At 70.8% G+C, this 25,485-nt stretch carries 27 protein-coding genes; 14 read left to right on the forward strand and 13 right to left on the reverse strand.

Annotated elements, in window-relative coordinates:
* Nucleotides 1-65: 65 nt before the first annotated feature.
* Nucleotides 66-872: an alpha/beta fold hydrolase gene (locus ABD241_RS09010; protein WP_344060834.1), complete on the reverse strand. Its 807-nt coding sequence runs from the start codon at nucleotides 870-872 to the stop codon at nucleotides 66-68.
* A gap of 1,146 nt (nucleotides 873-2,018) precedes the next feature.
* On the opposite strand from ABD241_RS09010, the gene ABD241_RS09015 reads away from it, so the two are divergent.
* Together ABD241_RS09015 and ABD241_RS09020 are read left to right on the forward strand one after the other, a co-directional pair.
* On the forward strand, nucleotides 2,019-3,284 hold the full coding sequence (locus ABD241_RS09015) for an HNH endonuclease family protein (protein ID WP_344060836.1): 1,266 nt from the start codon (nucleotides 2,019-2,021) through the stop codon (nucleotides 3,282-3,284).
* A gap of 68 nt (nucleotides 3,285-3,352) precedes the next feature.
* On the forward strand, nucleotides 3,353-4,582 hold the full coding sequence (locus ABD241_RS09020) for a DUF4236 domain-containing protein (RefSeq protein WP_344060838.1): 1,230 nt from the start codon (nucleotides 3,353-3,355) through the stop codon (nucleotides 4,580-4,582).
* 14 nt (nucleotides 4,583-4,596) lie between these two features.
* On the opposite strand, the gene ABD241_RS09025 is transcribed toward ABD241_RS09020, so the two are convergent.
* From ABD241_RS09025 to ABD241_RS09035, 3 genes are all read right to left on the reverse strand, one after another.
* The gene (locus ABD241_RS09025) at nucleotides 4,597-4,752 is read right to left on the reverse strand and encodes a hypothetical protein (protein WP_344060840.1); all 156 of its coding nucleotides are present in this window, start codon (nucleotides 4,750-4,752) and stop codon (nucleotides 4,597-4,599) included.
* A gap of 83 nt (nucleotides 4,753-4,835) precedes the next feature.
* Nucleotides 4,836-5,138 carry a YrhB domain-containing protein gene (locus ABD241_RS09030; RefSeq protein ID WP_344060843.1) on the reverse strand — a complete coding sequence of 101 codons (303 nt, stop codon included), beginning with the start codon at nucleotides 5,136-5,138 and terminating at the stop codon, nucleotides 4,836-4,838.
* A 156-nt stretch (nucleotides 5,139-5,294) separates the two neighbouring features.
* Complete coding sequence (locus ABD241_RS09035; RefSeq protein WP_344060846.1) at nucleotides 5,295-6,074, reverse strand: TIGR01458 family HAD-type hydrolase; 780 nt, start codon at nucleotides 6,072-6,074, stop codon at nucleotides 5,295-5,297.
* Nucleotides 6,075-6,199: 125 nt separating this feature from the next.
* Here ABD241_RS09035 and ABD241_RS09040 point away from each other — a divergent pair, with 125 nt between their 5' ends.
* The 3 genes from ABD241_RS09040 (at nucleotide 6,200) to ABD241_RS09050 (ending at nucleotide 8,704) form a co-directional block, all read left to right on the forward strand.
* On the forward strand, nucleotides 6,200-7,630 hold the full coding sequence (locus ABD241_RS09040; protein ID WP_344060849.1) for a purine-cytosine permease family protein: 1,431 nt from the start codon (nucleotides 6,200-6,202) through the stop codon (nucleotides 7,628-7,630).
* Complete coding sequence (locus tag ABD241_RS09045; RefSeq protein WP_344060852.1) at nucleotides 7,627-8,100, forward strand: nucleoside deaminase; 474 nt, start codon at nucleotides 7,627-7,629, stop codon at nucleotides 8,098-8,100. Before ABD241_RS09040 ends, ABD241_RS09045 begins: the two co-directional genes overlap by 4 nt.
* 133 nt (nucleotides 8,101-8,233) lie before the next feature.
* Entirely contained in the window at nucleotides 8,234-8,704 is a 471-nt protein-coding gene (locus ABD241_RS09050; protein WP_344060855.1) for a GNAT family N-acetyltransferase, read from the forward strand.
* 68 nt (nucleotides 8,705-8,772) lie between these two features.
* Here ABD241_RS09050 and ABD241_RS09055 read toward each other — a convergent pair whose 3' ends face one another.
* The 3 genes from ABD241_RS09055 to ABD241_RS09065 all read right to left on the reverse strand — a co-directional run bounded on the left by ABD241_RS09055 (nucleotide 8,773) and on the right by ABD241_RS09065 (nucleotide 10,539).
* Entirely contained in the window at nucleotides 8,773-9,147 is a 375-nt protein-coding gene (locus ABD241_RS09055) for a YciI family protein (protein WP_344060858.1), read from the reverse strand.
* Between the two features lie 174 nt (nucleotides 9,148-9,321).
* Nucleotides 9,322-10,218, reverse strand: coding sequence for an NAD-dependent epimerase/dehydratase family protein (locus tag ABD241_RS09060; RefSeq protein WP_344060861.1), 897 nt, complete (start codon nucleotides 10,216-10,218; stop codon nucleotides 9,322-9,324).
* A gap of 105 nt (nucleotides 10,219-10,323) precedes the next feature.
* Nucleotides 10,324-10,539, reverse strand: coding sequence for a hypothetical protein (locus tag ABD241_RS09065; RefSeq protein ID WP_344060864.1), 216 nt, complete (start codon nucleotides 10,537-10,539; stop codon nucleotides 10,324-10,326).
* Nucleotides 10,540-10,718: 179 nt separating this feature from the next.
* Between ABD241_RS09065 and ABD241_RS09070 the strand changes: the two genes are divergently transcribed.
* From ABD241_RS09070 to ABD241_RS09085, 4 genes are all read left to right on the forward strand, one after another.
* A complete protein-coding gene (locus tag ABD241_RS09070; protein ID WP_344060867.1) occupies nucleotides 10,719-11,984 on the forward strand; it encodes a threonine/serine exporter family protein in 1,266 nt (421 codons plus the stop codon).
* A 162-nt stretch (nucleotides 11,985-12,146) separates the two neighbouring features.
* On the forward strand, nucleotides 12,147-12,953 hold the full coding sequence (locus tag ABD241_RS09075; RefSeq protein WP_344060870.1) for a P-loop NTPase family protein: 807 nt from the start codon (nucleotides 12,147-12,149) through the stop codon (nucleotides 12,951-12,953).
* Nucleotides 12,954-13,107: 154 nt separating this feature from the next.
* Nucleotides 13,108-13,680: a GNAT family N-acetyltransferase gene (locus ABD241_RS09080; protein ID WP_344060873.1), complete on the forward strand. Its 573-nt coding sequence runs from the start codon at nucleotides 13,108-13,110 to the stop codon at nucleotides 13,678-13,680.
* Nucleotides 13,681-13,864: 184 nt separating this feature from the next.
* Nucleotides 13,865-14,995, forward strand: a complete 1,131-nt coding sequence (locus ABD241_RS09085) for a TIGR03118 family protein (protein ID WP_344060876.1) — start codon at nucleotides 13,865-13,867, stop codon at nucleotides 14,993-14,995.
* A 102-nt stretch (nucleotides 14,996-15,097) separates the two neighbouring features.
* On the opposite strand, the gene ABD241_RS09090 is transcribed toward ABD241_RS09085, so the two are convergent.
* Together ABD241_RS09090 and ABD241_RS09095 are read right to left on the reverse strand one after the other, a co-directional pair.
* Nucleotides 15,098-15,673, reverse strand: a complete 576-nt coding sequence (locus tag ABD241_RS09090) for a sugar O-acetyltransferase (RefSeq protein WP_344060879.1) — start codon at nucleotides 15,671-15,673, stop codon at nucleotides 15,098-15,100.
* Between the two features lie 73 nt (nucleotides 15,674-15,746).
* Complete coding sequence (locus ABD241_RS09095) at nucleotides 15,747-16,766, reverse strand: zinc-dependent alcohol dehydrogenase family protein (RefSeq protein ID WP_344060882.1); 1,020 nt, start codon at nucleotides 16,764-16,766, stop codon at nucleotides 15,747-15,749.
* 175 nt (nucleotides 16,767-16,941) lie between these two features.
* Here ABD241_RS09095 and ABD241_RS09100 point away from each other — a divergent pair, with 175 nt between their 5' ends.
* The 5 genes from ABD241_RS09100 to ABD241_RS09120 all read left to right on the forward strand — a co-directional run bounded on the left by ABD241_RS09100 (nucleotide 16,942) and on the right by ABD241_RS09120 (nucleotide 21,115).
* A complete protein-coding gene (locus ABD241_RS09100; protein WP_344060885.1) occupies nucleotides 16,942-17,838 on the forward strand; it encodes a helix-turn-helix transcriptional regulator in 897 nt (298 codons plus the stop codon).
* A 10-nt stretch (nucleotides 17,839-17,848) separates the two neighbouring features.
* Entirely contained in the window at nucleotides 17,849-18,262 is a 414-nt protein-coding gene (locus ABD241_RS09105) for a (R)-mandelonitrile lyase (protein WP_344060888.1), read from the forward strand.
* A gap of 267 nt (nucleotides 18,263-18,529) precedes the next feature.
* Nucleotides 18,530-18,832 (forward strand): hypothetical protein, encoded by a 303-nt coding sequence (locus ABD241_RS09110; RefSeq protein ID WP_344060891.1) that lies wholly within the window; start codon nucleotides 18,530-18,532, stop codon nucleotides 18,830-18,832.
* A gap of 198 nt (nucleotides 18,833-19,030) precedes the next feature.
* Nucleotides 19,031-19,492, forward strand: coding sequence for a phage tail protein (locus ABD241_RS09115; protein ID WP_344060896.1), 462 nt, complete (start codon nucleotides 19,031-19,033; stop codon nucleotides 19,490-19,492).
* 84 nt (nucleotides 19,493-19,576) lie between these two features.
* Nucleotides 19,577-21,115, forward strand: a complete 1,539-nt coding sequence (locus ABD241_RS09120) for a hypothetical protein (RefSeq protein ID WP_344060899.1) — start codon at nucleotides 19,577-19,579, stop codon at nucleotides 21,113-21,115.
* 124 nt (nucleotides 21,116-21,239) lie between these two features.
* Here the strand turns inward: ABD241_RS09120 and ABD241_RS09125 are convergent, their stop codons facing one another.
* The 4 genes from ABD241_RS09125 to ABD241_RS09140 form a co-directional block, all read right to left on the reverse strand.
* Nucleotides 21,240-22,142, reverse strand: coding sequence for an ABC transporter permease subunit (locus tag ABD241_RS09125; protein WP_142180453.1), 903 nt, complete (start codon nucleotides 22,140-22,142; stop codon nucleotides 21,240-21,242).
* A complete protein-coding gene (locus ABD241_RS09130) occupies nucleotides 22,139-23,134 on the reverse strand; it encodes a carbohydrate ABC transporter permease (RefSeq protein ID WP_344060905.1) in 996 nt (331 codons plus the stop codon). Before ABD241_RS09130 ends, ABD241_RS09125 begins: the two co-directional genes overlap by 4 nt.
* A gap of 17 nt (nucleotides 23,135-23,151) precedes the next feature.
* Nucleotides 23,152-24,414 (reverse strand): extracellular solute-binding protein, encoded by a 1,263-nt coding sequence (locus tag ABD241_RS09135; RefSeq protein ID WP_344060908.1) that lies wholly within the window; start codon nucleotides 24,412-24,414, stop codon nucleotides 23,152-23,154.
* Between the two features lie 167 nt (nucleotides 24,415-24,581).
* Nucleotides 24,582-25,382: a DeoR/GlpR family DNA-binding transcription regulator gene (locus tag ABD241_RS09140; protein ID WP_344060910.1), complete on the reverse strand. Its 801-nt coding sequence runs from the start codon at nucleotides 25,380-25,382 to the stop codon at nucleotides 24,582-24,584.
* Nucleotides 25,383-25,485 lie beyond the last annotated feature (103 nt).

Below are 25,485 nucleotides of genomic sequence, written 5' to 3' on the forward strand. Positions count from 1 at the left end.
CCGACCTCTCTGGTCACCCAGCACGTTCCCCTGCCGGGACGGCAGCTGCCAGGCCGTCCGGCGGGTCAGCGGTCGGGCTTCTGCAGGAACGCGAGGGTCCGGGTGTTGAAGCCCTCGACGTCTTGGTAGATCGGTGCGTGCGCGCACCCGTCGAAGACGACGAGCTCGGTATCAGGGATACGCGACGTGATGGCGCTCGCGAACCGGGTCGAGGTGCATTGGTCGTGCTCACCGAAGGTGAGCAGGGTCGGCGCTGAGATCCGGTCGAGCACGTCGGTCGCGTCGTGCGCCAGCACGGCGTCCGACTGCCGCATGAAGGCGTTCACCGTCGGCATCGGGCGGCTCCTGACGAAGTCCGCGAGCGACTCGATGTACTCCGGCTTCGCCGCGTACAGCTCCGGGGTGAAACACCACGGGAAGATCCCCTGGATCACCATGTCGGTGACGCTGTCGAGCTGCTTCGCCATCGTCCGCCAGGTCCGGACGACCGCGGCGAGGTAGGGGTCGGTCTTGTCCCAGGCGCTGTGCAAGGACAGCGACGTGACCCGCTGGGGGTGCTTCGCCGCGAGCCACATACTGGTGGCCGCACCGAGTGAGAGTCCCATGACATGGGCATGCTCGAGGCCGACCACCTGCATGAACGCCGCGACGTCGTCGGCGAGGAGCTCGGTGGTGTAGGTGCCCTCGGGCTTTCCCGACAGCCCGGCTCCTCTGAGGTCGACGGTGTAGCACGTGAAGTGCTGCGCGTAGTCGGCGACCTGAAAGGCGTAGCAGGCTTGGTCGGCGGCGAGGTAGGGGATGAGGACCAGCGGCGAGCCCTCCCCTTGGACCTCGTAGTAGATGTCGATGCCGTTGGCCGAGACGGTGGGCATGCTGGCCTCCTCACACGGTGGGACCTGACGACTCGATCTTCGCCCCAGTCGTGCAGTCACCATGTCTCATCGGCCACATCTCGCAAGCGCGGGCCGCAGGCGTACCCGGTCGTCGTTCGCACGCGCCGCGATCAGCGGAAACGCCAAGAGCTTCGCTGGTCCAGGACGAGAGCAATCGACCGGTCACGACCCGCCCCCCGGAGCCGGCCTATCGGCCCGTCGCGAGCACCCAGAGTGGCGGACATGCCCAGGGATATGGTCACGGAGGGGCACGGTCGGGGGTCCTCGGACCACTCGAAAGGGGGCCAGATGGGCATGTCGGCGGCTCGGCTGCGTCGGTTGATGTCCAACTGCCTGGCACAGCCGCGCGGGGAGATCGGGAGCGGTGACGCGCTGGAACGTCGTGAGGGCTTCACGGCGCACGAGTGCCTGTGCGGTGCCGGCGCCGCAGCAGGCGCCGCCGTCCACGCAGAAGGACCCCTCTAGGTAAAACGGTCATTTCGCAGCGTACGGCGTACCGAGCACGTAGCCTCAGGGCGCATCGGGCGGCGTGGGCCACAGGGGCGGTGGCGTTCGCGGCAGCAGGCGTGCCCTCGTCGGCTCGTTCTCGCCCAGGGGGCGCCCGTTGGCCCACTGCCGTTGCTGGCATTAAGGACGATGGCCGTCCCCGGTCAAGCGATATGCCGACGTTACGCAAACCACAGCAGGACGCCGCTCGAAGCCGGGAACGGTCGGGAACGGCGACATAGCGTGAGATGACAGGCCAAGGGCCTGCCGCAACAAGAGGATCATTGAGTTCGAATGCCTGTCGAGTTCCACGCACCACCGGGATGGCCCACACCACCGACCGGATGGGTTCCGCCACCCGGCTGGCTGCCCGACCCGGCCTGGCCTCCAGCACCGGACGGCTGGCAGTTCTGGAGGAGCGCGCCGGAGACCCCGGGCGGCGTCTCCTCGGCCTCTTCCTCGCTGCCGCCACTCCGGGATCAGCCGACCAGCCCGCCCTACGGGAGTGCACTACCCGTGCGACCCCCGACGGTGTGGTCGCGTCAGCAACAGAGCACGGCTGACGGGCCGCCGGGCGCTGCGGTTTCTGCCTTCGTCGCCGACACGGCGCATCCGGCGGGCAGCTCCGGCCGAGGCCGCATGCTCGCCGTTGCCGGCTGGGGCGGCCTGGCCGTGACGACGCTCGCCGGGCTGGTCTCGGGCATCGGCGGTGCACTGCTCTTCGCGGGGATGTTCGCTTTCTTCGTCGCCATCGTGACACTCGTCCGCGGGCACGTGCAGTGGGCTCACCTGCCGAGTCGTGCCGCTGGTGCGGTGGCCCTGGTCGGTGCGCTGGTGGCCGTGTCGGTCGGCGGGGCGCTGTCACCCTCGCCGGTGTCCGCCCCCACGACCCCGCAGACGGTTCTCCCCGCCGCGCCGGCGACCTCGCCGGCGGCCGACTCCGCGACGAACGAGCCGGCCACCGCCTCCCCGACGTCGACCCCCGCAAGCGCCAGCTCGTCCGCGACCGACCCGGTCAGCGCCGAGATCGCGCAGGCCCGGCCCGGCACGGCTTTCGCGCTGCTCGGCACCTTGGCGGTCAAGGGCCGGGCCCCGATGACGGGCTACAGCCGCGAGGCGTTCGGCCCCGCGTGGAGCGACACCGACCGCAACGGCTGCGACCAACGCAATGACACCCTCCGACGCGATCTTCGCTCGGTGACGCTCAAGGCCGACACGAACGGGTGCGCGGTCATGACCGGCACCCTCGTGGACCCATACACCGGCAAGACGGTGCCCTTCTCGCGCACCTCCGCCAGTTCGCCGGTGCAGATCGACCACGTCGTTGCACTGGCCGACGCATGGGTCAAGGGCGCCGCAGGATGGCCCCAGGCGAAGCGGACCTCGTTCGCCAACGACACGCTGGACCTGACGGCGGTGTCCGCCTCGATCAACGCCTCCAAGGGCAGCGGTGACGCGGCCACCTGGCTGCCGCCGGCGACGTCGTACCGGTGCACGTATGTAGCCCGCCAGGTAGCCGTCAAGGCCCGGTACCAGCTGGCCGTGACAGCCGCGGAGCGCGCCGCCATGGCCCGTGTCCTCACGGCTTGCCCGGCCACGCCAGTCCCGGCGGTATCCGTGGCCAAGCTCGGGGGGTTCCCGGTCTACGCGCCGCCCGCACCGCCCGCACCGCCCGCGCCGAAGACGACCGTGGCACCCGCTCCCCAACCGACCGTCAAGCCGGCACCCAAGCCAGCGCCCCAGCCCAGCCCGTCGCCCTCGCCCGCTGCGCCGGCGCCGAGGCAGGGCGTGCACCCTGGTGCCTTCTGCTCGCCAGCGGGGGCGCTGGGCTACACGAGCGCGGGCACGCTGATGCGCTGCTCGTACAAGGCCGGCGACACCCGGGCACGCTGGCGTGCCGCGTGAGCCGCACCCCCATGGCGACGACAGTGCAAGGACCGCAGGCCGCGCGTCCGGGAAGGCAGGACCGGTAGATGGGCCTCGGCGTCAGCTTCAAACTCGCCCCCGGAGTGCGCGTGCGCGCCTTCAGCAGGGGAGTGCGCACCAGCATCGGCCCCCGCGCCGCCAGAGTGCACGTGGGCGCGGGCCGGACCCGCATCTCCTCGGGGGCCGGGCCCTTCACCGTCTCCACCGCCGTCGGTGGTGGCTCACGCCGCAGCCGGGCGGGCTCGTCCACGCGGTCCTCCTCGGGCGCGTCGACTCGGTCGTCGGCAACCCCGGCGCGGCCCCGGCAGCCCACCGTCGCCCAGCTGCAGGCCCAAGCCCGGGCCGCCGAACGCGCCCAGCAGGTCGCGGCCGTCGCCGCGGTGGAACGCTCCCTCACGACGCTGCACCACGAGGACTTCCCCGAATCGACACGGCCCCTCGTGGCCATCCCCCCGCTCCCGGGCTCAGCCGCGGACGAACGGGTGCGCCGCGAGCTGTACCAGTCGGCCATCGCCGGGGTGCCGTTCTGGAAGCGGACTGAGCGCCGGCAGGCGAAGGCCTGGGCCACACAACAGGCCCCTGCCGAGACCCAGCGCCGGCACACCGGCGCGCTGGTGGCCGCCCAGCTCGAGCAGTGCCGACTCGACCAGCAGTGGGACGCGCTGGTCGACCATGACCCGCAGACGGTGATCGAGGCCGTCGAGGAGGCGTTCGCGGACAACGCCAGCGATTCCACCTGCGTCGACGCCGGCGCAGCTTCCGACACCGGCGTCCGATACGTCACCGCCGTCGTCACCTACGGCGGCATCGACCTGGTCCCGGACGTTCGGCCCGACACGACCCCCGGGGGAAAGCTGACGCTGCGCAAGCGCACCAAGACCGACCGCAACGCCCTCTACGCCAGCGCCATCGCCTCGACCGTCCTGGCGACCGCCAAGGAGGCCCTGGCCGTGGCGGTCACCGCCACGGAGGTCCGCGTGCTGCTCATCCGCAGTAGCACCGGTGACAGCGCCGGCGGCGTCGAGCCGGTGTATGCCGGCACGCTGCGCCGCGACCACCTCGCACACCTCAACTGGGCAGCCCTGGACCCGCTGACGGTCGCCATGTCCGCCGAGGACGCCCAGATGGCGCGCAAGGGCAGCACCCGGGAGGTCGTCGCCCTTTCCGTCGAGCCTGGCTCACCGGCACAGGAGCTGCTGGACGCCTGGTCCGAGGCGCTCGAGGAGCAGACAGAGGCGCAGCCGGCAGCCTTCCATCCCGCTACACCGACGAGCTGAGGGAGTTCGGTGTATCAGGTCAGTCGTGCAGGCAGGTCCGCCGACTCCGGTATCCAGCCGGTGGCTCCGTCAACTGGTTCCTGTCCGCAACGGTCGTCGTTCAGCTCGCCTACGCCGTGCACGATCTGCCCGCCGACCCCGGTGAGCAGATCGAAGGGCGGCAGGTTCACCTGCAGCGCTCCCTTCGAGGGCTGCCGCGGGCTGCTCGCTGGTCCCTGACGGTTGTCCGACGAGCGGCATGACCGAGCATGGGTCAGATGCTGTTCGGGTCGCCGTTTTCGTCGAGCCAGAGCCTGAACTTGTCGTACTCGCTTGGAGCCGAGCCATAGAGATGGACAGCACCCGTGGCCTTGTCGACGACGAACGCGGACGACCCGACCGACAGATCAGAGATCGACCGTGACGCGACCCAGCGGCGCGTTGCGAAGTGCGCTATCCATGCGCGCGAATGCTCCTGGACCTTCCAGACGACGAACTCTGGGTCCGGCGAAGCTGGCTTCGGCCAGCCCGGCATGACGCTCTCGACCTCGCGCCGCGCAGTGGCCTCATCCAGCATGACGACATGCTTAGGCAATCGTTTGGGGAGCCCCCTGTCATCGGCAGAAGCGGTCGCTCACGACCGTTCCAGTGGAGCGTTGCCGTGGACTCCACCCCGCGTCAATTGGCTGCGAGGCGCGTGTCGTCGCCAGGGCCTCGAGCCAACCCACTCAGCTCAGAGCCGGTCCCACCGACGTGGCAGGTCGGCCACAGAGTCGAGCACGGCGTCGGGGCTCACCCCGCCACCGAGATCGGACGCCCTGAACTTGCCCGTGCGCACGAGCACACCGGTCAGGCCCGCCCGCTGTGCGCCCTCCACGTCGGTGTGGATGTCGTCGCCGACCATGATGACCTGGTCCGCCGGAACGTCCAGGGCATCGACCGCGGCGCCGAAGAACGTCGGATCCGGCTTCCCCACGACGACCGCGGTGCGGCCCGTGGCGTACTCCAACGCCCGCACGAAGGCGCCCGCGTCCAGTCGCAGGCCGTCTTCGGCCCGCCAGTACCGGGTCATCCCCAAGGCGATCAACGGGATCACCGGGTCGCTCATCAGCAGGCGAAGTGCGCGGTTGAGGGCGGAGTAGCTCCACCCAGCGCCCAGGTCGCCGATCACCACCGCACCAGCGCCCCGCTCCAGGCCGTCCGGGAGAGGGTCCACATCGGCGAACTCCGCGGCGGTCGCATCCGGAACGAACACCGCGGGACGGGTGATGCCGTGGCGCCGCAGCCATGCCACCGCAGAGACTGCCGGTGTGAGGACCTGGTCCGCCTCCGCCGGGATCCCCAGACCAGCCAGCTTGGCGACGATCGCCTGTCGCGGCCGCGAAGTGGTGTTGGTCAGGAAGACGTGCGCTATGCCCTCATGGCGGAGCCAGTCAATCGCCTCGGCGGCACCTGGCACCGCCCGGTCACCCACATAGACCACACCATCGAGATCGAGCAACACGCCGCGCACGGTCCCATCATCGTGCGCCAGCGCGTCCCCGGCGCGGACCAGCGGCACAGCACTCAGCGGCCATTCAGCCTCCCGTTACACCTCAGAAACCCACAGGGGTCGGCAGGTGCGGGATCATCGCGCCCATGACACCAGCCGAGCGGCAAGCCGTTCCCCTCGAGGACGCCAACCCCATTGCCGCCGAGCACTACGGCGCCAAGACCCTGGCCGTCGAGCCGGGTGGGATCGAGCAGATCCCCGACAGCGAGCGGCACGGCAGCCCGGTCAACCTCCTGTGGACCTGGATGAGCCCGAACCTCGAGTTCGCGACGGTCGCCGTGGGCATCATCGGGCCGCTCTTCTTCGGCCTGTCCTTCGGGCAGACGCTGGCCGCGATCGTCCTCGGCACGGTCCTCGGCTCGGTGACGCACGGCGTCCTGTCGAGCTGGGGTCCCCAGCACGGCCTGGCGCAGATGGTGCTCTCGCGCACCGGCTTCGGCTTCCTCGGCAACATCCTGCCCGCCGGGCTCAACGCGCTCGTGGCCGGCGTCGGGTGGTTCGCGGTCAACAGCATCAGCGGGGCCCTGGCCCTCCACGCCCTCGTGGCAAGCCTGCCGAGCTGGGTCTGCCTGGTCGTGGTGGTCGCGGCGCAGCTGCTCATCGCGTTCCTGGGGCACAACCTCGTCCACGCCTTCGAGCGCTATGCGCTGCCGCTGCTCGCGGTCGTCTTCGCCATCGGCCTGTTCTACGTGTTCTCCAAGGCGGACCTGGGCGCGGCGGGCAAGCCGGTCCCGGGCGCGTTCCTCATCCAGACGGCAGCGGCGTTCGGCTACGCCTGCGGCTGGAACCCGTACGCGTCGGACTACACCCGCTACCTGCCGAGGACGTCCAAGGCCAGGGCCGTCGGGCTCTTCGCCGCGCTCGGCATCACCATCTCGTGCATCGTCCTCGAGGCGGCCGGCGCGGCGATGGTCTCGGCTGCGGGCAAGGCCGCCGCGGTCGACCCCGGCGTCTACACCGGGCTCATGCCGACGTGGCTCGGCGACCTCACCCTCCTGTGCATCGCGCTGGGTGCGGTCGCGGCCAACGCCCTCAACATCTACTCCGGCGCCATGTCGTTCCTCGCGCTCGGCATCAAGCTGCCGCCGCACCGGGCCCGAGCCGTCGTCGCGGTCATCTTCGGCCTGCTCGGTCTCGTTCTGGCGCTCTTCGGCCTCCAGAACGCCGGTACCAACTACGAGAACTTCCTGCTCGTCATCGCCTACTGGATCGGCCCGTGGCTGGGCGTCGTCCTCACCGACCGCCTGCTGCGCCGAGGGGACCCGAGGGCCGAGGTGAGCGCGATCGCCACCGACCGGCGCTACGTCAACTGGGCCGGGGCCATCGCGATGTTCGTGGCCATGGTGGTCTCGATCTGGCTGTTCTCCAACCAGCAGCTGTACACCGGCGTCATCGTCAAGGCCAGCCCGGGGGTCGGTGACATCACCTTCCTCGTCGGGTTCGTCCTCGCCGCGGGGTTGTATGCCGTCCTGCGGCGCGTGCTGCCCGCCCGCACCTCCGTGGAGGTGACGGCATGACCGTCCTGCCCTCCGCTGGGTCCGAGTCCGACCGCGAGATGCTCGCGGTCGCCCTGGCCGAGGCGCGTGCGGGGCTGGCGGAGGGCGGCATACCCATCGGCGGTGCGCTCTTCGCTGCCGACGGCACGCTGCTCGGACGCGGCCGCAACCGCCGGGTGCAGGAGGACGACCCCTCCATCCACGGGGAGACCGACGCCTTCCGCAAGGCGGGCCGGCAGCGGTCCTACCGCGGGACGACGATGGTGACCACGCTGTCGCCGTGCTGGTACTGCTCGGGGCTGATCCGGCAGTTCGGCATCGGCCGGCTGGTCATCGGCGAGTCCCGGACGTTCACCGGAGGCCACGACTGGCTCGCGGACGACGCCGGCGTGGAGGTCGTCCTGCTCGACGACCCCGACTGCGTGCGCATGATGACCGACTTCATCGCGGCCCGCCCCGACCTGTGGAACGAGGACATCGGCGTCGACTGACCCCCCCGACGTCGACACAGATCCGGATCTCGCCACCACGGGGCCGCTCCGGCCTTCCCGATACGACGCCCTGAGCCGGGAGGGTCGAGCGCAGTTCGGCAGGCGGGTTCGGGGCCGGAGGCAGACTGTCACCATGGTCATCGAGGTCAGGGCTGACTCGCGGCGCGAGCTGGCAGCGGCCGCGCAGCTGCTGCACGACTTCAACACCGAGTATTCCGAGCCGACCCCTCCGCCTGAACAACTGGCAGCCCGCCTGGCCCAGCTGCTCGGGGACCACCACGTCGTGGTCCTGCTCGCCCAGGAGCCCGAGACCGGTGCCGGCGTGGGCGTCGCCGTGATGCGTCTCCAGCCTTCGGTCTGGAGCACCGCACACGAGGCGTACCTCGCCGAGCTGTACGTGCTCCCGGGCCAGCGGGGACGCGGGTACGGACGGGAGCTGATCACCGAGGCCATCCGGGTCGCACGCGACCAGGGCGCCGACTACGCCTTGGTCGTCACCAGTGAGGACGACGGTCTGGCGCAGCGCCTCTACGAGGCGGCCGGGTTCCGCCGCACCGAAGGCGAGGGCGGTCCCCTCCTGCGTGCGTACGAGCGAGACCTGTAGGCCTGGGGCCAGCCGTGTCAGGTCTGCGCCGGCACGGCTGCTTCCCGGTGCCGGCGCAGACCGAGACCTCACGCGCCGGGTGCGTCCGGCCCTTCGGAGATCTGGCGCAGCGTCGCGACGACCTTGACCTCGGGCCAGTGCTTCGCGTGCAGCTCGGCGAACTCGCGCTGGTCGGCGACGGCCTCCTCGAGCGAGTCGTACTGCATGATCGCCCAGCCGCCGACGATCTCCTTGCTCTCGGCGTACGGCCCGTCGACCCGTGTCACCGTGCCGTTGTCGACGACGAAGTTCACGGCGTCCTCCGTGCCGTAGAGGCCCCCGCCGTCGAGGAACACACCCTTGGCGGCCCGCTCGCCGATGTGGACGTCCATCGCCTCGAAGAGCGACTGCGGGGGCGCTCCGATGCCCTCTTCCATCCTCACGAAGCCCATGAAACGCGGCATCTGCATCTCCTTCTGGTTGCTGGTGGTCCTGCCTGTCACCGCTGCGTCGAACGGCTCGGCACCGCTTCGACATCGTCGTAGGAGAAAGTTTGCGAGCCGCCGCTCCGAACGACTCGACAACGGGCTCACCGACGACCTCCTGGCCACGGATCCGCGCTGAGCCACGCCTCGACGTCAGGCGCGAGGATCGGGGAGGACGTCGCGCCAGGAGTGCTGCGGGGAGTAGCCGAGCAGGTCGCGGGCCTTGTCGATGGAGTAGAAGGTCTCGTTGCGCCCCATCGGCCGGCGCAGCTCCACCCCGTCGTAGAAGCGCTCGCGCACCTCGTCGCTCGTCGCCGCGACGGACATGTCGGCGTTCGCGACGTTGAAGACCTCGTAGCCGAGCCCGTCGGTCTCGAGGCAACGCTGCACCATCTGCCCGAGGTCGCGGGTGTCGATGTAGGCGAAGACGTTGCGCCGCCGCAGCGCCGGGTCGGCCAGGAACGGCGGGAACATCTGCGCGTACTCGTGCGGCTCGATGACGTTGTTGATCCGCAGCCCGTAGATGTCGGCGCCGGTGCGGGCCTGGAACGAGCGCGCCGTCACCTCGTTCGCGACCTTCGACATCGCGTACGAGTCCTCCGGCACCGTCGGGTGCTCCTCGTCCACCGGGACGTAGAGCGGGCGCCGCTCACCCTGCGCGAAGCAGATCCCGTAGGTCGTCTCCGACGACGCGAAGATCACCTTGCGGATGCCGAGCCGGGTCGCCGCCTCGAGCACGTTGTACGTGCTGAGCACGTTCGTCGCATACGTCTTGGCGTCCGAGGTGAGCAGGATCGCCGGCACCGCGGCGAAGTGCACGACGGCGTCGTAGGCCGGCTTGGCCGCCAGCTCCAGCTCGTCGAAGCGCGCGAGCCCCGCGAGGGCGGAGTAGACCTCGCCGATGTCGGTCAGGTCGACGCGGAGGTCGTCGACGCCCGGGTGCCCGAGCCGGACGAGGTCGGCGTTGGTGACCTGGTGGCCCTGCTCGGCGAGGAACGGTGCGACGTGCTTGCCGGCCTTGCCGCTGCCGCCCGTGAAGAAGATGCGCATGCCCCGATCCAACCACCACTGCCGTCCGACGCCGGGGGCACACGAACGGCGGCCCGGATTCGAGGACCCGAGCCGCCGCCGTGGCTGAGGAGAAGGGGCGACCCCTCAGCAGAAGGACTTGGCGAGGGCGTTCTTCGCCTGGCCGCCGCCGACGCCCTGGACGAGCTGGCCGACGTTGTCGAAGCCGGGCACGCCGCCGGCGTTGACGGTCTTGTGCACCTGGCCGAAGCACGCGGAGTCGGACGGCGCGGCACTGGCGGTGCCGGCAAACCCGATCGTCGCGAGGACGGCGATGGACCCGGTGGCAAGGATGCGCTTCATCGAACAATCCCTTCGGTAGGTGGGTGCAGGTTCACCCATCACCGCTGCTTCGGAACGCCGGACAGATCGGATTGGTCCGTCTCGGACTTTTTCCGCCGGCCCCCAGTACGCGTGCCGCGTGGTCCCGGGACGGCGGCAGCGACGCTGTGGCACAGTCACCGGCTGACATGATGGCGACCATGCCCGCACCCGATCCCGTCGAAGGGGACGAGCACACCACGACCCGCGCCCTGCTCGCCGAGCTCGGCACCGCGATGATCGCGACCGGCCAGCCGGTGCAGGAGATCGAGGAGGAGCTCGCCGAGGTCAGCGCCAGGCTCGGCTACCCCGACGTCCAGTCCGCGGTCGGGCCCACCGGCCTCATGGTCACCCTCACGCCCGGCGGCGCCGCCACCTACCGCTCGGCGGTCGCCGGGCTGCGGCTGCACCAGGCGGCGAGCGTGCGCCTCATCCGCCACCAGCTCCTCCAGGGCGAGCTGACCGTCGCCGAGGCCCGCGACGAGCTCGCCGCCACGGCCAGGCGGCCCGTCCAGCAGCCGCCGTGGCTCGTCGCGCTCGCATGGCCGGTGCTCGCCACTGGGATCGCGCTCATCCTCCAGCCCGGCTGGGCCAACGTCGCGGCCGCGGCGGTCTGCGCCCTCGTCGTGCTCGCGCTCGTCCAGCTCGCCGCGCGCTACGAGGTGGTCACCGCGCTGCTGCCGACCCTCGCCGCCTTCGCCGTGTCGCTCGCCGTCTTCGGTGCCGCGAACGCCGGCCTGCTCGAGGGTCCGCTGCGCACCGTCCTGCCGCCGCTGGCCGTCCTGCTCCCCGGCGCCCTCGTCGTCAACGGCATGTCCGAGCTCGCCGCCGGGCACATGCAGGCCGGCTCGGCCCGCCTCACCTACGGCCTGGCCCAGCTCGGCCTCTTCGCCCTCGGCCTGCTCATGGCCACCGCCGTGCTGCGCATCCCGACCGAGACCCTCGTCAACCTCCGCGTCGACGAGATCGGCTGGGCCGCCGCGCCCGTCGGCCTGCTCCTGGTCGGCGCGAGCATCTGCCTCATGGAAGGCGTGCCGCTGCGCCTGCAGGGCTGGGTGCTGCTCGTGCTCAGCCTCGCCTTCGGCGCTCAGCTCGCCGGGCAGCAGCTCGGCACCGTCGCCCTCGGCGGCTTCTGCGGCGCCGTCGCCGCCAGCCTCGGCGCGAGCATCGTCGAGCTGCGCCGGCCGCTGCTGCCGCGCCTCGTGCTCTTCCTCCCCGCCTTCTGGCTGCTCGTGCCGGGCAGCCTCGGCCTCGTCGGCGTCACCGAGCTCGCCGCCGGCCGCGAGTCCGTCACCGACGTCGCCCTGGGCCTGCTCGGCGTGGCCATCGCCATCTCCCTGGGCCTGCTCGTCGGGTCCTCCGTCGGTCGCGCCCTGCGCGGACGCTTCACCGCCCCCGTCGACCCGGCGGCGCCACGACCCACCTGAGCCGCCCGCGCGCACCCGGGCACACGGCATACGCCCTCGGCACGCCGACCACGCGAGGGCACCGGAGCGCGGGTGGGTACGCACCGCAGTGCGCCCGCGGACCCGCGGACCGTAGGCTCGTGGGGCCAACTGGCGCCCGAACCAGCATGCCGAGGAGGCACCGTGTCTCAGACTTCATCGCGGATCCGGACGATCCTGCCGCCGACGAGCCGCACCGCCATCGGGGCGACCGTCGCCACCGGCCTGCTGACCGCGCTCGCCTCGGCGCCCGAGCGGATGGGCCGGCTGCTGCGCGACCGCTACCCGATGGTCGCCGTGACCGGCATGACCGGCGTCGGCAAGAGCCAGCTCGTCGACCGGCTGACCCGCCGCCCCACCGGCGACGCCACCACCGAGGTCGGCTCGGCGGTCATGGAGCGCCGCACCCGCAAGGGCGCCCGGCTGCACGGCTTCCGCTTCCTCGTCGTGCCCGGCGACAACGCCGCCACCCGCCTCAGCGCCCTCGACGAGGTCTTCCACGACGAGCCCGTCGACGGGATCATCCACGTCGTCGCCAACGGCTACGCCACCCCCCGCCGCGCCGCCGGCATCACCGGCGCGGCCACCGCGACCCGCGAGGAGCAGCTCGCCGCCGAGCTCGAGGACTGGACGATCACCTCGCACCGCATCGCCTCGATGGCCGTGCGCAGCAACAAGCCGATCTGGCTCATCATCGCCGTGACGAAGACCGACCTCTACCCCGACGACATCGACGAGGTCGTGCGCTACTACTCCCCGGGCAGCGGCACGCCCTTCGGCGACCGGGTCGACGCGCTGCGCGCCCTCGCCGGCGGCGCGAAGCTGTCCATCGACGTGCGCGCCGTCTCCAGCCAGGGCGGCGACCGCAAGTCGACCTTCCCCGAGAAGCGCGCCTCCGCCATGGTCGACGCCCTCGCCGACCGGCTGGGCCAGCTGAGCGGCCACGCCTGATCGGCCCTTCCGGGCCGCTTGCGTATGCCGTGTGCTCACGGCTGGAGGTCACGCTCCGTCACATTGCGCGTCCTCCAGCCCCCGCGATGCCCCCGTCGCACGGCATGCTGGTCCGGACGCGACGACGCGTCGCCCGCACCGGAGGAGGGGACCGATGTCGGACAGCGAGGCTCTTGAGGTCAAGGCGCTGACGCCGGAGACGTGGGACGCCTACGCGGCGTTGGTGGAGCGGCACGGCGGCGTCTTCGGCGGCTGCTGGTGCACGTGGTTCCACACGATGGCCGCGGAGAAGGAGCGCACCTACGAGGCCAACCGGGCGCTCAAGCAGCGCCTCGTCGAGGAGGGCCGCGCGCACGCCGCGCTCGTCTTCGACGGGGACGAGGCGATCGCGTGGGCCCAGTTCGGTTCTCCTGCCGAGCTGCCCAACATCTACCACCGGAAGCAGTACGACGAGGAGACCGACGTGCTGCCCGACTACCGGGTGACGTGCATCTTCGTCGACAAGCGCCACCGCCGGAAGCACCTGTCGGACCTCGCGCTGCAGGGGGTGGTCGACCTCATCGCGGCGGCCGGCGGCGGCACCGTCGAGGGCTACCCGCACGACAACGAGGGCAAGAAGAAGTCGGTGCTCTACGACGGGACGCGGGCCCTGTTCGAGCGCGCCGGGTTCGAGTACGTCCGCAGCAAGGGCCAGGGCAACTGCGTCATGCGCCGCACCGTCCCGTGACCCTCGGCCTGACGTGAGGTCACTGCGTGGCGACCCAGGCGTCGCGCCGGGGCCGCCGCGAACCGAGGTCGCGCGACTGATCTCCACGATTTCGGCGCACTGCTGAACCCGGCAACGGCGTGGCGGCGTCTCCTCATGGGTGCGAGTCCATCTCGGACTCGCGCTCCTGAAATGGAGGTCACCCATGACACACACCATCCGTCGTTCGTCATGGCTGCTGGCGATCGGCGCCAGCCTCGGCGCAGCCGTCGGGTCGCTGGGGGCCGGCGCCGCGGCCGGCGCGAGTGCCCGCGTCGCCCCGCAAAGCCCCGTGTCGGCATACAGACAGGTCAACCTGGTCTCGGACGTGCCCGGGAGAGCGCAGGTCACCGACCGGCACCTCGTGAACGCCTGGGGTGCCTCGCACCTGGGCACCAGCCCGCTGTGGGTGTCGGACAACGGCGCCGACGTCACCACCCTCTACTCCGGAGGGGTCCCGGGCCGGCCGCAGACCATCGTGCCGCTCGTGGTGAGCATCCCGGGCGGGTCGCCCACCGGCCAGGTGTCCAACCCCACGACGTCCTTCACCGTTCGTGACGCAGCGGGTCACTCCGCCCCCGCGCGGTTCCTCTTCGTCGGTGAGACCGGTCATCTCAGCGGCTGGAACCCGGCCGTCGGTGGGACCGGGGCGGGCTCGTCGACGCACGCCGTCGACGCCGTCGTCACCCCTGGCGCGGTCGACAAGGGGATCGCCATGGCACAGACCGGGACCGGCCCACGGCTGTATGTCGCGGACTTCTCCGCCGGCGTCGTCGACGTCTACAACGGTCGGTTCCAGCGCGTCATCACCCAGGGCAACTTCATGGACGACCAGCTGCCCCGGGGCTATGCGCCCTTCAACGTCATGGTCGCCGGCGGCAACGTCTACGTCTCGTACGCGCAACAGGACAGTGCGCGCCACGACGAGGTGGCCGGCCCCGGACGGGGACGGGTCGACGTCTTCACCCCTGACGGCGTCCTCCTGCGTCGCCTGGCGAGCCACGCCGTGCTCAACGCGCCGTGGGGCCTGACCATCGCCCCGGCAGGCTTCGGCACGTTCTCCGGAGACCTGCTCGTGGGCAACTTCGGTGACGGTCGGATCAACGCCTTCGACCCCCGCAGCCTGACGTTCGCGGGCAGCCTCCGGACTCCGGGTGGCAAGCCGGTGGCGATCGACGGGCTCTGGGCCCTCCTGCCCGGATACGGCACCGAGGGAACGACCCACGACGTGCTCTTCACAGCCGGTCCGCAGAACGAGGCACACGGCCTGCTGGGCCTGTTGCGCGCGACGCCTTGACCACCGTGACCTGACGCGGCGGTGCTGCGGGGTCGCGACCGGCGCGACGACCCCGTGGCACCGCACACCTGCACCCGCGAGATCCGGTCGGCTGGACCGGGTCTATGCCATGAAGCCGGTGCCGCGGATGGGCTTGGCGGGGACGCCGGCGACGATGGTGTCCGCCGCGACGTCCTTCGTCACGACCGCACCGGCGCCGACGATCGCGCCGTCGCCGATCGTGACCCCCGGGACGACCGTGACCCCGGCGCCGAGCCAGACGTCGCGCCCGATGGTCACCGGCGCCGGGAGCATGTCGGCCCGACGCGACGGGTCGACCGCGTGGTTCAGCGTCGTCAGCGTGGAGCCGTGGCCGATGAGCGTCCCGTCGCCGATGGTGATGCCGCCGGTGTCCTGGAAGCGGCAGCCCATGTTGACGAAGACCCGCTCACCGAGGGTGAGGTTCCTGCCGAACTCGCTGTAGAACGGCGGGAAGACCGTGACGGACTCGGGCACGGCCTTCCCGGTCAGCTGCGACAGCAGAGCCCGCACCTCGTCCGGCGTCCGGTAGCCACCGTTGAGCTCGGCGACGACCCGCAGCGCCTCCTGCGCCGCGCCGTGCATGAACTCGTGCGCTGCCGAGCCGCCCGCGATGAGGCGTCCGGCGTTCACGTGGTCGAGGAACTCCTGCAGCTCCACGCGTCACTCCCTTCTCCGCGCCCGCACGGCCGACCCGACCGGCGCCACACGGCATACGGCATACGGCATACGGTCACAGCGTCAGCAGGACCTTGGTGGCGGTCCGCTCGTCCATGGCCTGGTAGCCGGCAGCAGCCTCCTCGAGCGGGAGGGTGAGGTCGAAGACCTTGCCGGGATCGATCTTCCGGTCCCAGATGAGCTGGATCAGGTGCGGCAGGTACTCGCGCACCGGCGCCGGTCCGCCGTGGAGGTGGACACCGGCCATGAACAGCTCGTCGCCGGGGATGGCGACGTCGTGCGAGACCCCGACGAAGCCGACGTGTCCACCCGGACGCGCGGAGTGGATCGCCTGCATCATCGCCTCCTGGGTGCCGACCGCCTCGATGACCGAGTGCGCCCCGAGCCCGCCGGTCAGCTCCTTGACCCGCGCCACACCGGCCTCGCCGCGCTCCTCGACGATGTCGGTCGCGCCGAACTCGCGCGCGAGCGCCTGCCGGTCGGCGTGCCGGCTGAAGGCGATGATCCGCTCGGCGCCGAGCTCGCGGGCGGCGAGCACTCCCATCAGGCCGACGGCCCCGTCGCCGACGACGGCCACGGTCCTGCCCGAGCCCGCCTCGGCCGCCACCGCCGCGAACCACCCGGTGCCGAGCACGTCGGAGGCCGCCATGAGCGAGGGGATGAGGTCGGCGTCGGGCCGCCCCGGCGTCGCGACGAGGGTGCCGTCGGCGAGCGGGATCCGCGCCAGCTCGGACTGCGTGCCGATCGTGCCCATGAGGACGCGGTGCGTGCAGTACGCCTGGTAGCCGGCCCGGCAGATCTCGCACGTGTTGTCCGAGGCCCAGAACGAGCCGACGACGAAGTCGCCGACCTTGACCGTTCGCACGTCGGCCCCGATCTCCTCGACGACCCCGACGTACTCATGCCCCATGACCTGGTGGTCGACCGGCTCGGCGCCGCGGTAGGGCCACAGGTCGCTGCCGCAGATGCACGTCGCCGTGAGGCGGATGATCGCGTCCGTCGGCTCGATGATCCTCGGGTCCTCGCGTTCCTCCACCCGCACGTCGCCGGGTCCGTGCATGACAACTCCACGCATCGCGTGAACTCCTTCAACTCGCGTCGAGCGGGCCGCCGCCCGCCGGGGCCGGAACCGGCCCACCCACCGAGTGAAGCCCGCGCCGAGAGGAAGGGGGAGTCCCTGTCGAGGGACGTACTGACAGGGCACCTCTCACGGCTCGGCGTATGCGGTGGCCCGGCCTAGTCTCGACAGCGTGGACAACCGCCAGGAGGTGCGCGAGTTCCTGATGACCCGCCGCGCCCGCATCACTCCCGAGCAGGTCGGCCTGCCCGCCGGCCGCGGCCGGCGCGTCCCCGGCCTGCGCCGCAGCGAGGTCGCGACGATCGCCGGCCTCAGTGTCGAGTACTACGCCCGGCTCGAGCGCGGGCAGATCGCCGGCGCCTCGAGCGGCGTGCTCGACGCCCTCGCCCGCGCACTGCAGCTCGACGACACCGAGCGCGCCCACCTGCTCGACCTCGCGAGGGCCGCGGACGGCATACCGACCTCCGGACGCCCCCGGCGCCGCGCAGCCGGCAAGCCGGCCTCCCGACCCAGCCTGCAGTGGGCGCTCGAGTCGATCCGCGACGGCGTCGCCTTCGTCCGCGACCCGCACCAGAACCTGCTCGCCACCAACACCCTCGGCCGCGCCTTCTACTCGCCCGTCATCGGCGAGGGCGGGCGGATGCCCAACCTCGCCCGGTTCCAGTTCCTCGACCCCGCCTCGCGCGACTTCTACCCCGACTGGGCGCTCTTCGCCGAGATGTGCGTCGGGATCATGCGCACCGAGGCCGGCCGCGACCCCCACGACCGCGGGATGCAGGACCTCGTCGGCGAGCTGTCCACCCGCAGCGAGGTCTTCCGGCGCCTGTGGAGCGCCCACGACGTGCGCACCCACGGCACCGGCACCAAGCGCTTCGACCACCCGGTCGTCGGCGAGCTGACCCTCGCCTACGAGGAGCTCGCCATCACCGCGGAGCCCGGCCTCGTCCTCATGGTCTACACCGCCGAGCCCGGCTCACCCACGGCCGAGCGGCTCCAGCTGCTCGCCTCCTGGGCGGCCTCGACGCCGGCGCCGACGGCCACCACCGACGCCCCGATCCCCAACGGATAGAAGGAAACCCATGCAGATCACCCGCAGCTCGGTCGACACCGCGAAGGGCCCGAGCGACTGGTTCACCGGTGACGTCTACATCGACGCGGTCGCCGCCGCACCGGACCCGTCGCGCGTCAGCGCCAACCTCGTCCACTTCATGCCCGGTGCGCGCACCCACTGGCACCGCCACCCGCTGAGCCAGACCGTCTTCGTCACCGAGGGCGTCGGCCTCTGCCAGCGCCGCGGCGGACCCGTCGAGGTCATCCGCCCCGGCGACCGAGTCCTCTTCGAGGCCGACGAGGAGCACTGGCACGGCGCCGCCCCGAACCGGCTCATGGTGCACCTCGCCATCAACGAGGGCGACGCCGACCACGACGTCGTGCACTGGCTGACCCCGGTCACCGACGAGGAGTATGCCGCCGCACCGTCCGTGACCGACTGACCGACTGACCGACTGACCGAACCCGCTCCGGGCGCGCCGGGGAGCGCCGCGTGCCCGGTGTCCGCAGCGGAGCCTTGGCAGTACGTCTCCGCGACGACCCCAGGGATCTTTGGGGCGCTTCCCGACGAGTGGTGACAGCGCTCCTGTGGCTGCCGCCCGTTCCCCTTCGGCAGCTCGTGGGCGCGCGTAGCGTCGACGTAGCCCCGGCGAGACCTTCGCGGGTCCCCCTCCAGGCCGGGGCCCAACCGAAGAAGGAAGTGCATCGGCATGAGCTACGGCGTCGTCCACCAGTTCACAGGGGGCACCAAGGAGCAGTACGAAGCCTCCATCGGGGCAGTGCACCCCTCCGACGGGAGCCTGCCCGCCGGGCAGCTCTTCCACGCGGCGGGCCCGTCGGCCGACGGCTGGACGATCGTGGCGATCCACGAGTCGAAGGAGAGCTGGGAGGCCTTCCGCAACGGGATCCTCATGCCCCGCATGCAGGAAGGCATCCCGGGCGGCTTCACCGAGCCGCCGCAGGAGACCGTCTTCGAGGTGGTCAACGAGGTAGGGGTCCCGGCCACGGCCTGAGCCTCACCCACGGGCGACGCCCCGCCGTCCCGTGTGGACGCGGTCCGTCCGTCCGCGAACGCGGCTCCTTGTCGGTGGTCTGCCACCGACGAGGAGCCCGCACGCGTCCAAGGAGCCGCAGCGCCCACACGAGCCGGCCACGTGGCTAGCCTTGCGCGGAGGAGCAGGCCAAGGTCAGCGGCAATCAGGAGGTGCGTCATGGCATACGACGTCGACTTCACGAACGTCTCGACGGTGGGGCTGGAGTCCTCGCCCGTGGCGGAGGCGCTGGCGGGCCTGCGCGCCAACGAGGCCCGCTACTTCAGGAACAAGTACGACCACACGTTCACCACGGAGGCCGCCGGCGAGGCCGACGACGTCGTCGACCACGTCGCCCGCATCCTCAAGGAGGAGCGCGACATCGTCATCGGCTCGCCCGCGCTGGAGGCGACGCAGTTCGACGTCGACGGCGTCCGCTGGTCGTACGTCTTCTACGAGTCGGGCCTGTCGGTCAACGTCCTGTGGACGCTCGCCGACGGCGGCAAGCGGGCCGTCGGGTTCAAGCTCTCGGACGGCATGGAGGTCCCCGCAGAGCTGGCCGACTTCAAGTTCGCGCGGCAGAAGTCGAAGCTCGCCGGCACGATCCGCGGCTCCTACTTCGTCATCAGGGGCGACTACTGAGTGGGACCCCGCCCGGTGTACACGTAGGGTCGACCGGGTAGATCCCTCCTTGTAGACCACCGACCTTCCGTGAGTGCCCGAACCATGACGACGCAAACCCTGGCTCCCGGGCCCTCGGTCCGGCGGATGCGCCTCCTCGCCCCCGCTCCCCGTCGCCGGTACCTCGTGCCGGCCGTGCTCGCCGGGGTCTTCGTCGTGACCGAGGGCCTGGCGCAGGCGCTGACGCCCTTCATCCGCAACGACGACTGGCCCTTCCTCCTGCCGCCGAACACGCACGGCGTGCTCCCGGTGTCGTACTACGACAAGAGCGAGGGCCGCTGGCTCAACACGGTCTGGTGGACCCTGGTCGGCCAGCACGGCACCGTCACGACGGCGGCGATGACGTATGCGCTCGCCTACGTCGTCCTCGTCGCGGGCATGTGGCGCGTGCTCCACCTCTCCGGCATCCGCCCCCGCCCGGCGGTCGACGCGCTCCTCGGCGCCACGCTCTACGCGTCCGCCGTGTGGGTGCAGCTGCTCTACTGGCCGGGCACGCTGACGGCGTCGGTGATCGTCGGTGCGGTGGCCATCTGGCTCCTGCCGTGGGCAGCGCGCTCCCGGCGGCGCCTCGCTCTCTGGCTGCTCGCCGCCGAGGCCGCAGCCGTGCTGACCTACCCGCCGGTGGGCGTGGTCCTGCTCGTCTTCACCGTCCTGCTCCTGCGCGAGGCCCCGTGGCGCCGCGTGCTCGCCGTCCTGGCCACGTGGCTCGGCGCGTTCGCACTCGGCGTCTTCATCGCCTACAGCCTGAACTGGCTCCTCAACGGGCACTTCCGCCTGCAGCTCGCGTCCTGGCGCCACCCCAACCCCCTCACCTCCTTCGAAGCGCTGGTCACCAACGTCGGCCGGTGGTTCTCGGCGGTCGGCGACCTGTGGGCCGCGCAGTGGTGGCTCGCGCTGGTCGCGCTCGCGGGGATCGCCCTGGGCTGGCGCCGCGCCACCGTCCGCCACCGGCTCGAGCGGCTCCTGCTCACCTTCGCCGTGGCCCTCGGGCTCGACGCCGTCCAGACGCTCGTGACCGGGGTCGTGACCGAGCCCCGCGGCCAGCTGTGGACCTGGTCGCTGGCCGTGCTGCCCGCGGCCCTCCTGCTCCTCGACCACCGGGAGCGCACCACCGACCAGCCGGAGCAGACCATCGACGAGCGTGACCGCGCCGAGCAGCCGGCACCCCGGCTCGGCCCCGCCGCCCGAGCCGGCACGGCGCTGCTCGCGGTGCTGGCCGTCGGCGGCGTGCTGGCCTGGCGTGGCGACATCGGCGAGCACCAGGCCGTGCGCCAGCAGTACGAGAAGATCGCCACGGCGGCGACCGGGAACCGTGCCGGCGCCGACTCGTCCTTGGTCATCGTCTACCAGGACCCGGACCTGTCACCGACGAGGTCGGGCCAGATCATGGCCAGCACCCTGATGATGGCGGTGCAGCAGGAGCAGGGCGGTGCCATCCCCCGGCGGTGCAGCCCCACCGAGTGCTTCGAGGTCGCGGCACGGCTGGCGATCCACCCCGCGACCGGGACGGTCGTCCCGCTCGGCCAGGCCGACGGCCGGGACCTCGTGGCCGTCGTGGTCCCGGTCCCCCCGAGGTGGCTCTGAGCGACCCGGGGCCCGGCCCGACCGGCATACGGCTCGTCCGGCATACGGCTCGTCCGGCATACGGCTCGTCCGGCATACGGCTCGAGCGGCACGCGGCTGGCCGGCCGGCCGGCCGACGTTCTCGCTACTTGACCGAGCCCGCGGTCAGGCCGCCGACGAGGTGCTTCTCGATGATCGCGAAGAGGATGACGACCGGGACGACCGCGATGACCGAGGCCGCGAAGAGCTGGTCCCAGTGCTGCTCGTAGCCGGTGATGTAGGCGCGCATGCCGACCGTCAGCGGCTTCTTGTCGTCGTCGATCATCAGCGTCAGGGCCACGACGTACTCGTTCCACGCGGCGATGAAGGTGAAGATCGTCGCCGTGACGAGGCCCGGCAGGGTCAGCGGGAGCATCACCCGGCGCAGGATCTGCCAGCGGGTGGCCCCGTCGAGCGACGCCGCCTCCTCCACCTCGAGCGGGATCGAGGAGAAGAAGCCGTGCAGGATCCAGATCGCGAAGGCGAGGTTGAACGCGGCGTTCGTGATGATCAGCGCCAGGTAGGTGTTGATCAGGTTGAGCTCGAAGAACTGCCGGTAGAGGCCCACGACGAGCGAGGTCGGCGCGAACATCTGCGTCACCAGCACGAGGAAGAGGAACGCGCCCCGGCCGGGGAAGCGGTGCCGCGCCGTCATGAACGCGGCCGGGATCGCGACGAGGACGACGATCACCGTCGAGCCGCTCGCCACGATGAGGGAGGTCTTGAGCCAGTTGAGGAACCGGTCGTCGCCGAGGATCTGCGCATACGTGTCCCACTGCCAGACCTTCGGCAGGATCGAGGTCGGCGTGCTCTTGACGTCGGTGCTCGTGCGCAGCGAGTCGAGGACCATGATGATGTAGGGCGCGAGGAAGACGAACGCCAACACGGCGCCCCCGATGCCCATCAGGGTGCGCTTGCGCCGCCTCGGGTCACGGCCGCGTGCGACCACACCCTCCTGTGCCGGAGGGGTGCCCGGTGCGACCGGCGCGGCAGCCGTCGTGGTGCTCATCGGGTCGTCTCCTCGCGCACGTTGATGATCTTCAGGTAGATCGCGACCACGACCAAGATGAGCAGCACGTTGAAGATGCCCGCCGCCGCCGACATGCCCACGTCGTGCTCCTGGCTCTTGAAGGCCAGCTTGTACATGAACGTGATCGTCGTGTCGTGCGCGTAGCCCGGGTTGCGGTCGTTGAGGGTGTAGATGATCGGGAAGCTGTTGAAGACGTAGATGACGTTGAGCACCGTGGCGATCATCAGCGCCGGCCGCATGAGCGGCAGGGTGATGTTCCAGTAGCGCTGCCACGGGCTCGCGCCGTCGACCGTCGCGGCCTCCATGATGTCGTCGGGGATCGCGCCGAGCCCCGCGATGAAGACGAAGATCGTGAACGGCAGCGACACGAAGACGCCGACGACGACCATCGAGAACATCGTCCAGCTGTCGTTGCCGAGGAAGTCGACCGGCGTGCTGATCAGGTGCAGCTTGAGCAGCACGTAGTTGATGACGCCGTAGTTGTAGTCGTAGAGCAGCACGAACAGCTGGCTCGTGATGACGAGCGAGGCCGCCCACGGCACGATGACCGCCCAGCGCACGAACCGCCGCCCCGGGAAGCTCTTCACGAGGAACTGCGCGAGCGCCAGGCTGATGACGATCGTGAGCGCCACGACGGCGATCACCCACACGACGGTGTTGCGCAGCACCTGCCCGAGGTCAGGGTGCGCGAGGACCTTGCTGTAGTTCTGCCAGCCGGCGTCACCCGTACGCAGCCCGGTGATCGAGTACTGGCCGCGCGAGGCGTCGAACAGCTTGATCGCCGGGTAGAGCACGACCCCGATGATGAGCGCGAGCGCCGGCGCCAGCCAGAGGAGCGCGACCAGCGGGTGGACGTGGCCGACGCGCCCGGCCCGCTTGCGCCGGGACGAACGGGACGGCATACGCGAGCCCGTGGCCCCCGCCCCCGCCGAGTCGGCGGGAGCGGAGGTCACGGCAGTGCTGTCACTCATCGCGGGGAGCTCCGGGCTCAGCCGGCGTTCTCGGCGGTCTTCTGCAGGTCGTCGAGCACGGCCTTCGGGTCACCCGACATGGCCTTGCCGAGGTTCTGCTGGACGGCGAGCTTGACCTTGTCCCACGTGGGGTCGTCGGTCGGGGTCAGGCGCGCGTTGGGCAGGGTGTCGAGGTAGACCTTGAGCTTCGGGTCGCTCGAGAACTGCTGGACGCCGGACTTCGTGACCGGCAGGAAGCCCTCGGCCTTGATGAAGGTGTTGACCTGGTCGGGCTGGTAGTAGAGGTCGTAGAAGGCCTTGACCGCCGCCTGGTTGCCCGGCTTCTTGAACGCCATCAGGTAGTCGGTGACACCGAAGGTCTTGCTCTCGGTGTTGTCGTTGCTCGGGAACGGCGCCACGCCGTAGTCGACCTTCTTGTCCTCGTCGAGCGCGCCGGCGAGCGGGCTGAAGCCGACGACCATGCCGGCCTTGCCGGACTTGAAGAGGTCGAACGCGTCGGCGCGGTTGGTGCGGGCCGGGTTGTTCTGGGTGACCTTCTCGTCGGACAGCTTCTTCATGAACGTCAGCGTCTGGACGTTCTTGTCCGAGTTGATCGTCCACTTGCCGTCGGTCTTCCAGTCGCCGCCGTTGTTGAACAGCCACATGGAGAACTCGCCCTGGGACTCCTCGGGCCCGAGCGGGAGCGCGTAGCCGACGTTGCCGGTCGCGGCGACCTTCTTGGCGTCCGCCTCGAGCTCGTCCCACGTCTTCGGCGGGTTGGCGATGCCGGCCTGCTTGAAGAGCGTCTTGTTGTAGAAGAGCGCGCGGGCCGAGGACAGGTCGGGGAAGCCGTAGAACTTGCCCTGGTAGGTGCCGTACTTGACGAAGGTGTCGAGGATGTCGCTCTTGGCCGACGCCGGCAGCACCTCGTCGGAGTTGTAGAGCAGCCCGTCCTTGGCGTAGCTCGCGTACGCGTTGAGGTTGAGGATGTCGGGCGCCTGGTTGTTCTGGATCATCGTCGAGGACTGCTGGTCGATGTTGTCCCAGCTGACGACCTGGACGTCCAGGGTGTTGCCCGTCTTCTCCTTGTACGTCTTGGCGAACGCGTCCCAGAACGCCTTGGTGTGGTCCTTGGAGTACTCGGCCGCGACGAGCTTGATCGTCGTGGGCCCTCCGCTGCTGCCCCCGGAGGCGTTGCCGCCGCCTGCCGACCCGGCGCCGGTGCCTCCACCGCACGCGCCGAGGGCGAGGCCTGCGATGGCCATCCCCGCGACGACCACAGACTTCTTCGTCGACCTCATGTCTCTCCCTTGGTTCGGTGCCGGGACTGCTGGCGCGAGGTGAAGCGCCGGCCCGGCGACACGGTGACGCCCAACCTAGATCGGCGTCCTCGGCCATTCAAGAGCAATGATGACCGGATGTTCATCATTTCGATCACAAACACGCAACGCGTCGGGGCTTAGGCACCTCAGACCTGGTGGACCTCGACCCCGGCGGCACGCAGTGCGTCAACCTCGTCCCGGTCTGCGCCCACGGTAGTGACGAGATGGTCGATCCGCTCGGGGGGACAGATCGAGGCGAAGGTGCGCACGCCGAGCTTCTCCCCGGTCGCGACGCAGATGACCTGCCGGGACCGCTCGATCATCGTGCGGCTGATCGCCGCCTCCTCCTCGTGGCGGCAGGTGGCACCCTCACGGGCCGACAGCGCGTTGACCCCGACGATGGCGACGTCGATCCACAGCTGCTGGAGCACGAGGGTGGCGAGCGGGCCGGTCACCTCGTAGGACTCGGGCCGTGCCACCCCGCCGAGCGAGACGCACTGGACGTGCGGGCGCAGCACGGCCTCGGAGGCGATGTTGAGTGCGTTCGTGACGATGGTGATCTCGCCGTCGGCCGCGAGATCCTCTCGGGCAGTGATGGCCCGGGCCGTGGCGGTCGTCGTGGTCCCGCCGTTGAGGGCGATGACCTGGCCGGGCTGGACGAGGGCCGCGGCCGCCTCGGCGACCCGGGCGCGGTCCTCGTCGGCGCGGGTGCTGCGGTAGCGGTAGGGCAGCTCGTAGGCGACGTTCGTCGCGACGACGCCGCCGTGGTTGCGGGCCACGAGCTGGCGCCGGGCCAGCTCGGAGAAGTCGCGCCGGATCGTCGCCTCGCTCACGCCGAGCAGCTCGGCGGCCTCGCTGACGCCGAGGCGCCCCTGCGTCGCCAGGCGGTCGAGCATGGTGGACCAGCGACTGGCTCGGGACGGGGCGAGATCGCTCTCTTGGCTCACGCGCTGACGATACCGCGCACTTCGATCAATGGACATGTCCAACTCTGCACGTTTAGGCTGCAATCCAAGCACACACAAGCATCTCGTCGCCGTGCCGCCTCGC

The sequence above is a fragment of the Terrabacter lapilli genome (assembly GCF_039531305.1).
Lineage (GTDB): Bacteria > Actinomycetota > Actinomycetes > Actinomycetales > Dermatophilaceae > Terrabacter > Terrabacter lapilli.

Coding starts and splice junctions, on each gene's coding strand:
- ABD241_RS09085 (WP_344060876.1), top strand. CDS start 13,865: ATGACACACACCATCCGTCGTTCGTCATGGCTGCTGGCGATCGGCGCC.
- ABD241_RS09010 (WP_344060834.1), bottom strand. CDS start 872: ATGCCCACCGTCTCGGCCAACGGCATCGACATCTACTACGAGGTCCAA.
- ABD241_RS09070 (WP_344060867.1), top strand. CDS start 10,719: ATGCCCGCACCCGATCCCGTCGAAGGGGACGAGCACACCACGACCCGC.
- ABD241_RS09055 (WP_344060858.1), bottom strand. CDS start 9,147: ATGCCGCGTTTCATGGGCTTCGTGAGGATGGAAGAGGGCATCGGAGCG.
- ABD241_RS09105 (WP_344060888.1), top strand. CDS start 17,849: ATGCAGATCACCCGCAGCTCGGTCGACACCGCGAAGGGCCCGAGCGAC.
- ABD241_RS09050 (WP_344060855.1), top strand. CDS start 8,234: ATGGTCATCGAGGTCAGGGCTGACTCGCGGCGCGAGCTGGCAGCGGCC.
- ABD241_RS09125 (WP_142180453.1), bottom strand. CDS start 22,142: ATGAGCACCACGACGGCTGCCGCGCCGGTCGCACCGGGCACCCCTCCG.
- ABD241_RS09120 (WP_344060899.1), top strand. CDS start 19,577: ATGACGACGCAAACCCTGGCTCCCGGGCCCTCGGTCCGGCGGATGCGC.
- ABD241_RS09015 (WP_344060836.1), top strand. CDS start 2,019: ATGCTCGCCGTTGCCGGCTGGGGCGGCCTGGCCGTGACGACGCTCGCC.
- ABD241_RS09060 (WP_344060861.1), bottom strand. CDS start 10,218: ATGCGCATCTTCTTCACGGGCGGCAGCGGCAAGGCCGGCAAGCACGTC.
- ABD241_RS09045 (WP_344060852.1), top strand. CDS start 7,627: ATGACCGTCCTGCCCTCCGCTGGGTCCGAGTCCGACCGCGAGATGCTC.
- ABD241_RS09020 (WP_344060838.1), top strand. CDS start 3,353: ATGGGCCTCGGCGTCAGCTTCAAACTCGCCCCCGGAGTGCGCGTGCGC.
- ABD241_RS09040 (WP_344060849.1), top strand. CDS start 6,200: ATGACACCAGCCGAGCGGCAAGCCGTTCCCCTCGAGGACGCCAACCCC.
- ABD241_RS09110 (WP_344060891.1), top strand. CDS start 18,530: ATGAGCTACGGCGTCGTCCACCAGTTCACAGGGGGCACCAAGGAGCAG.
- ABD241_RS09080 (WP_344060873.1), top strand. CDS start 13,108: ATGTCGGACAGCGAGGCTCTTGAGGTCAAGGCGCTGACGCCGGAGACG.
- ABD241_RS09095 (WP_344060882.1), bottom strand. CDS start 16,766: ATGCGTGGAGTTGTCATGCACGGACCCGGCGACGTGCGGGTGGAGGAA.
- ABD241_RS09030 (WP_344060843.1), bottom strand. CDS start 5,138: ATGCTGGATGAGGCCACTGCGCGGCGCGAGGTCGAGAGCGTCATGCCG.
- ABD241_RS09130 (WP_344060905.1), bottom strand. CDS start 23,134: ATGAGTGACAGCACTGCCGTGACCTCCGCTCCCGCCGACTCGGCGGGG.
- ABD241_RS09115 (WP_344060896.1), top strand. CDS start 19,031: ATGGCATACGACGTCGACTTCACGAACGTCTCGACGGTGGGGCTGGAG.
- ABD241_RS09135 (WP_344060908.1), bottom strand. CDS start 24,414: ATGAGGTCGACGAAGAAGTCTGTGGTCGTCGCGGGGATGGCCATCGCA.
- ABD241_RS09065 (WP_344060864.1), bottom strand. CDS start 10,539: ATGAAGCGCATCCTTGCCACCGGGTCCATCGCCGTCCTCGCGACGATC.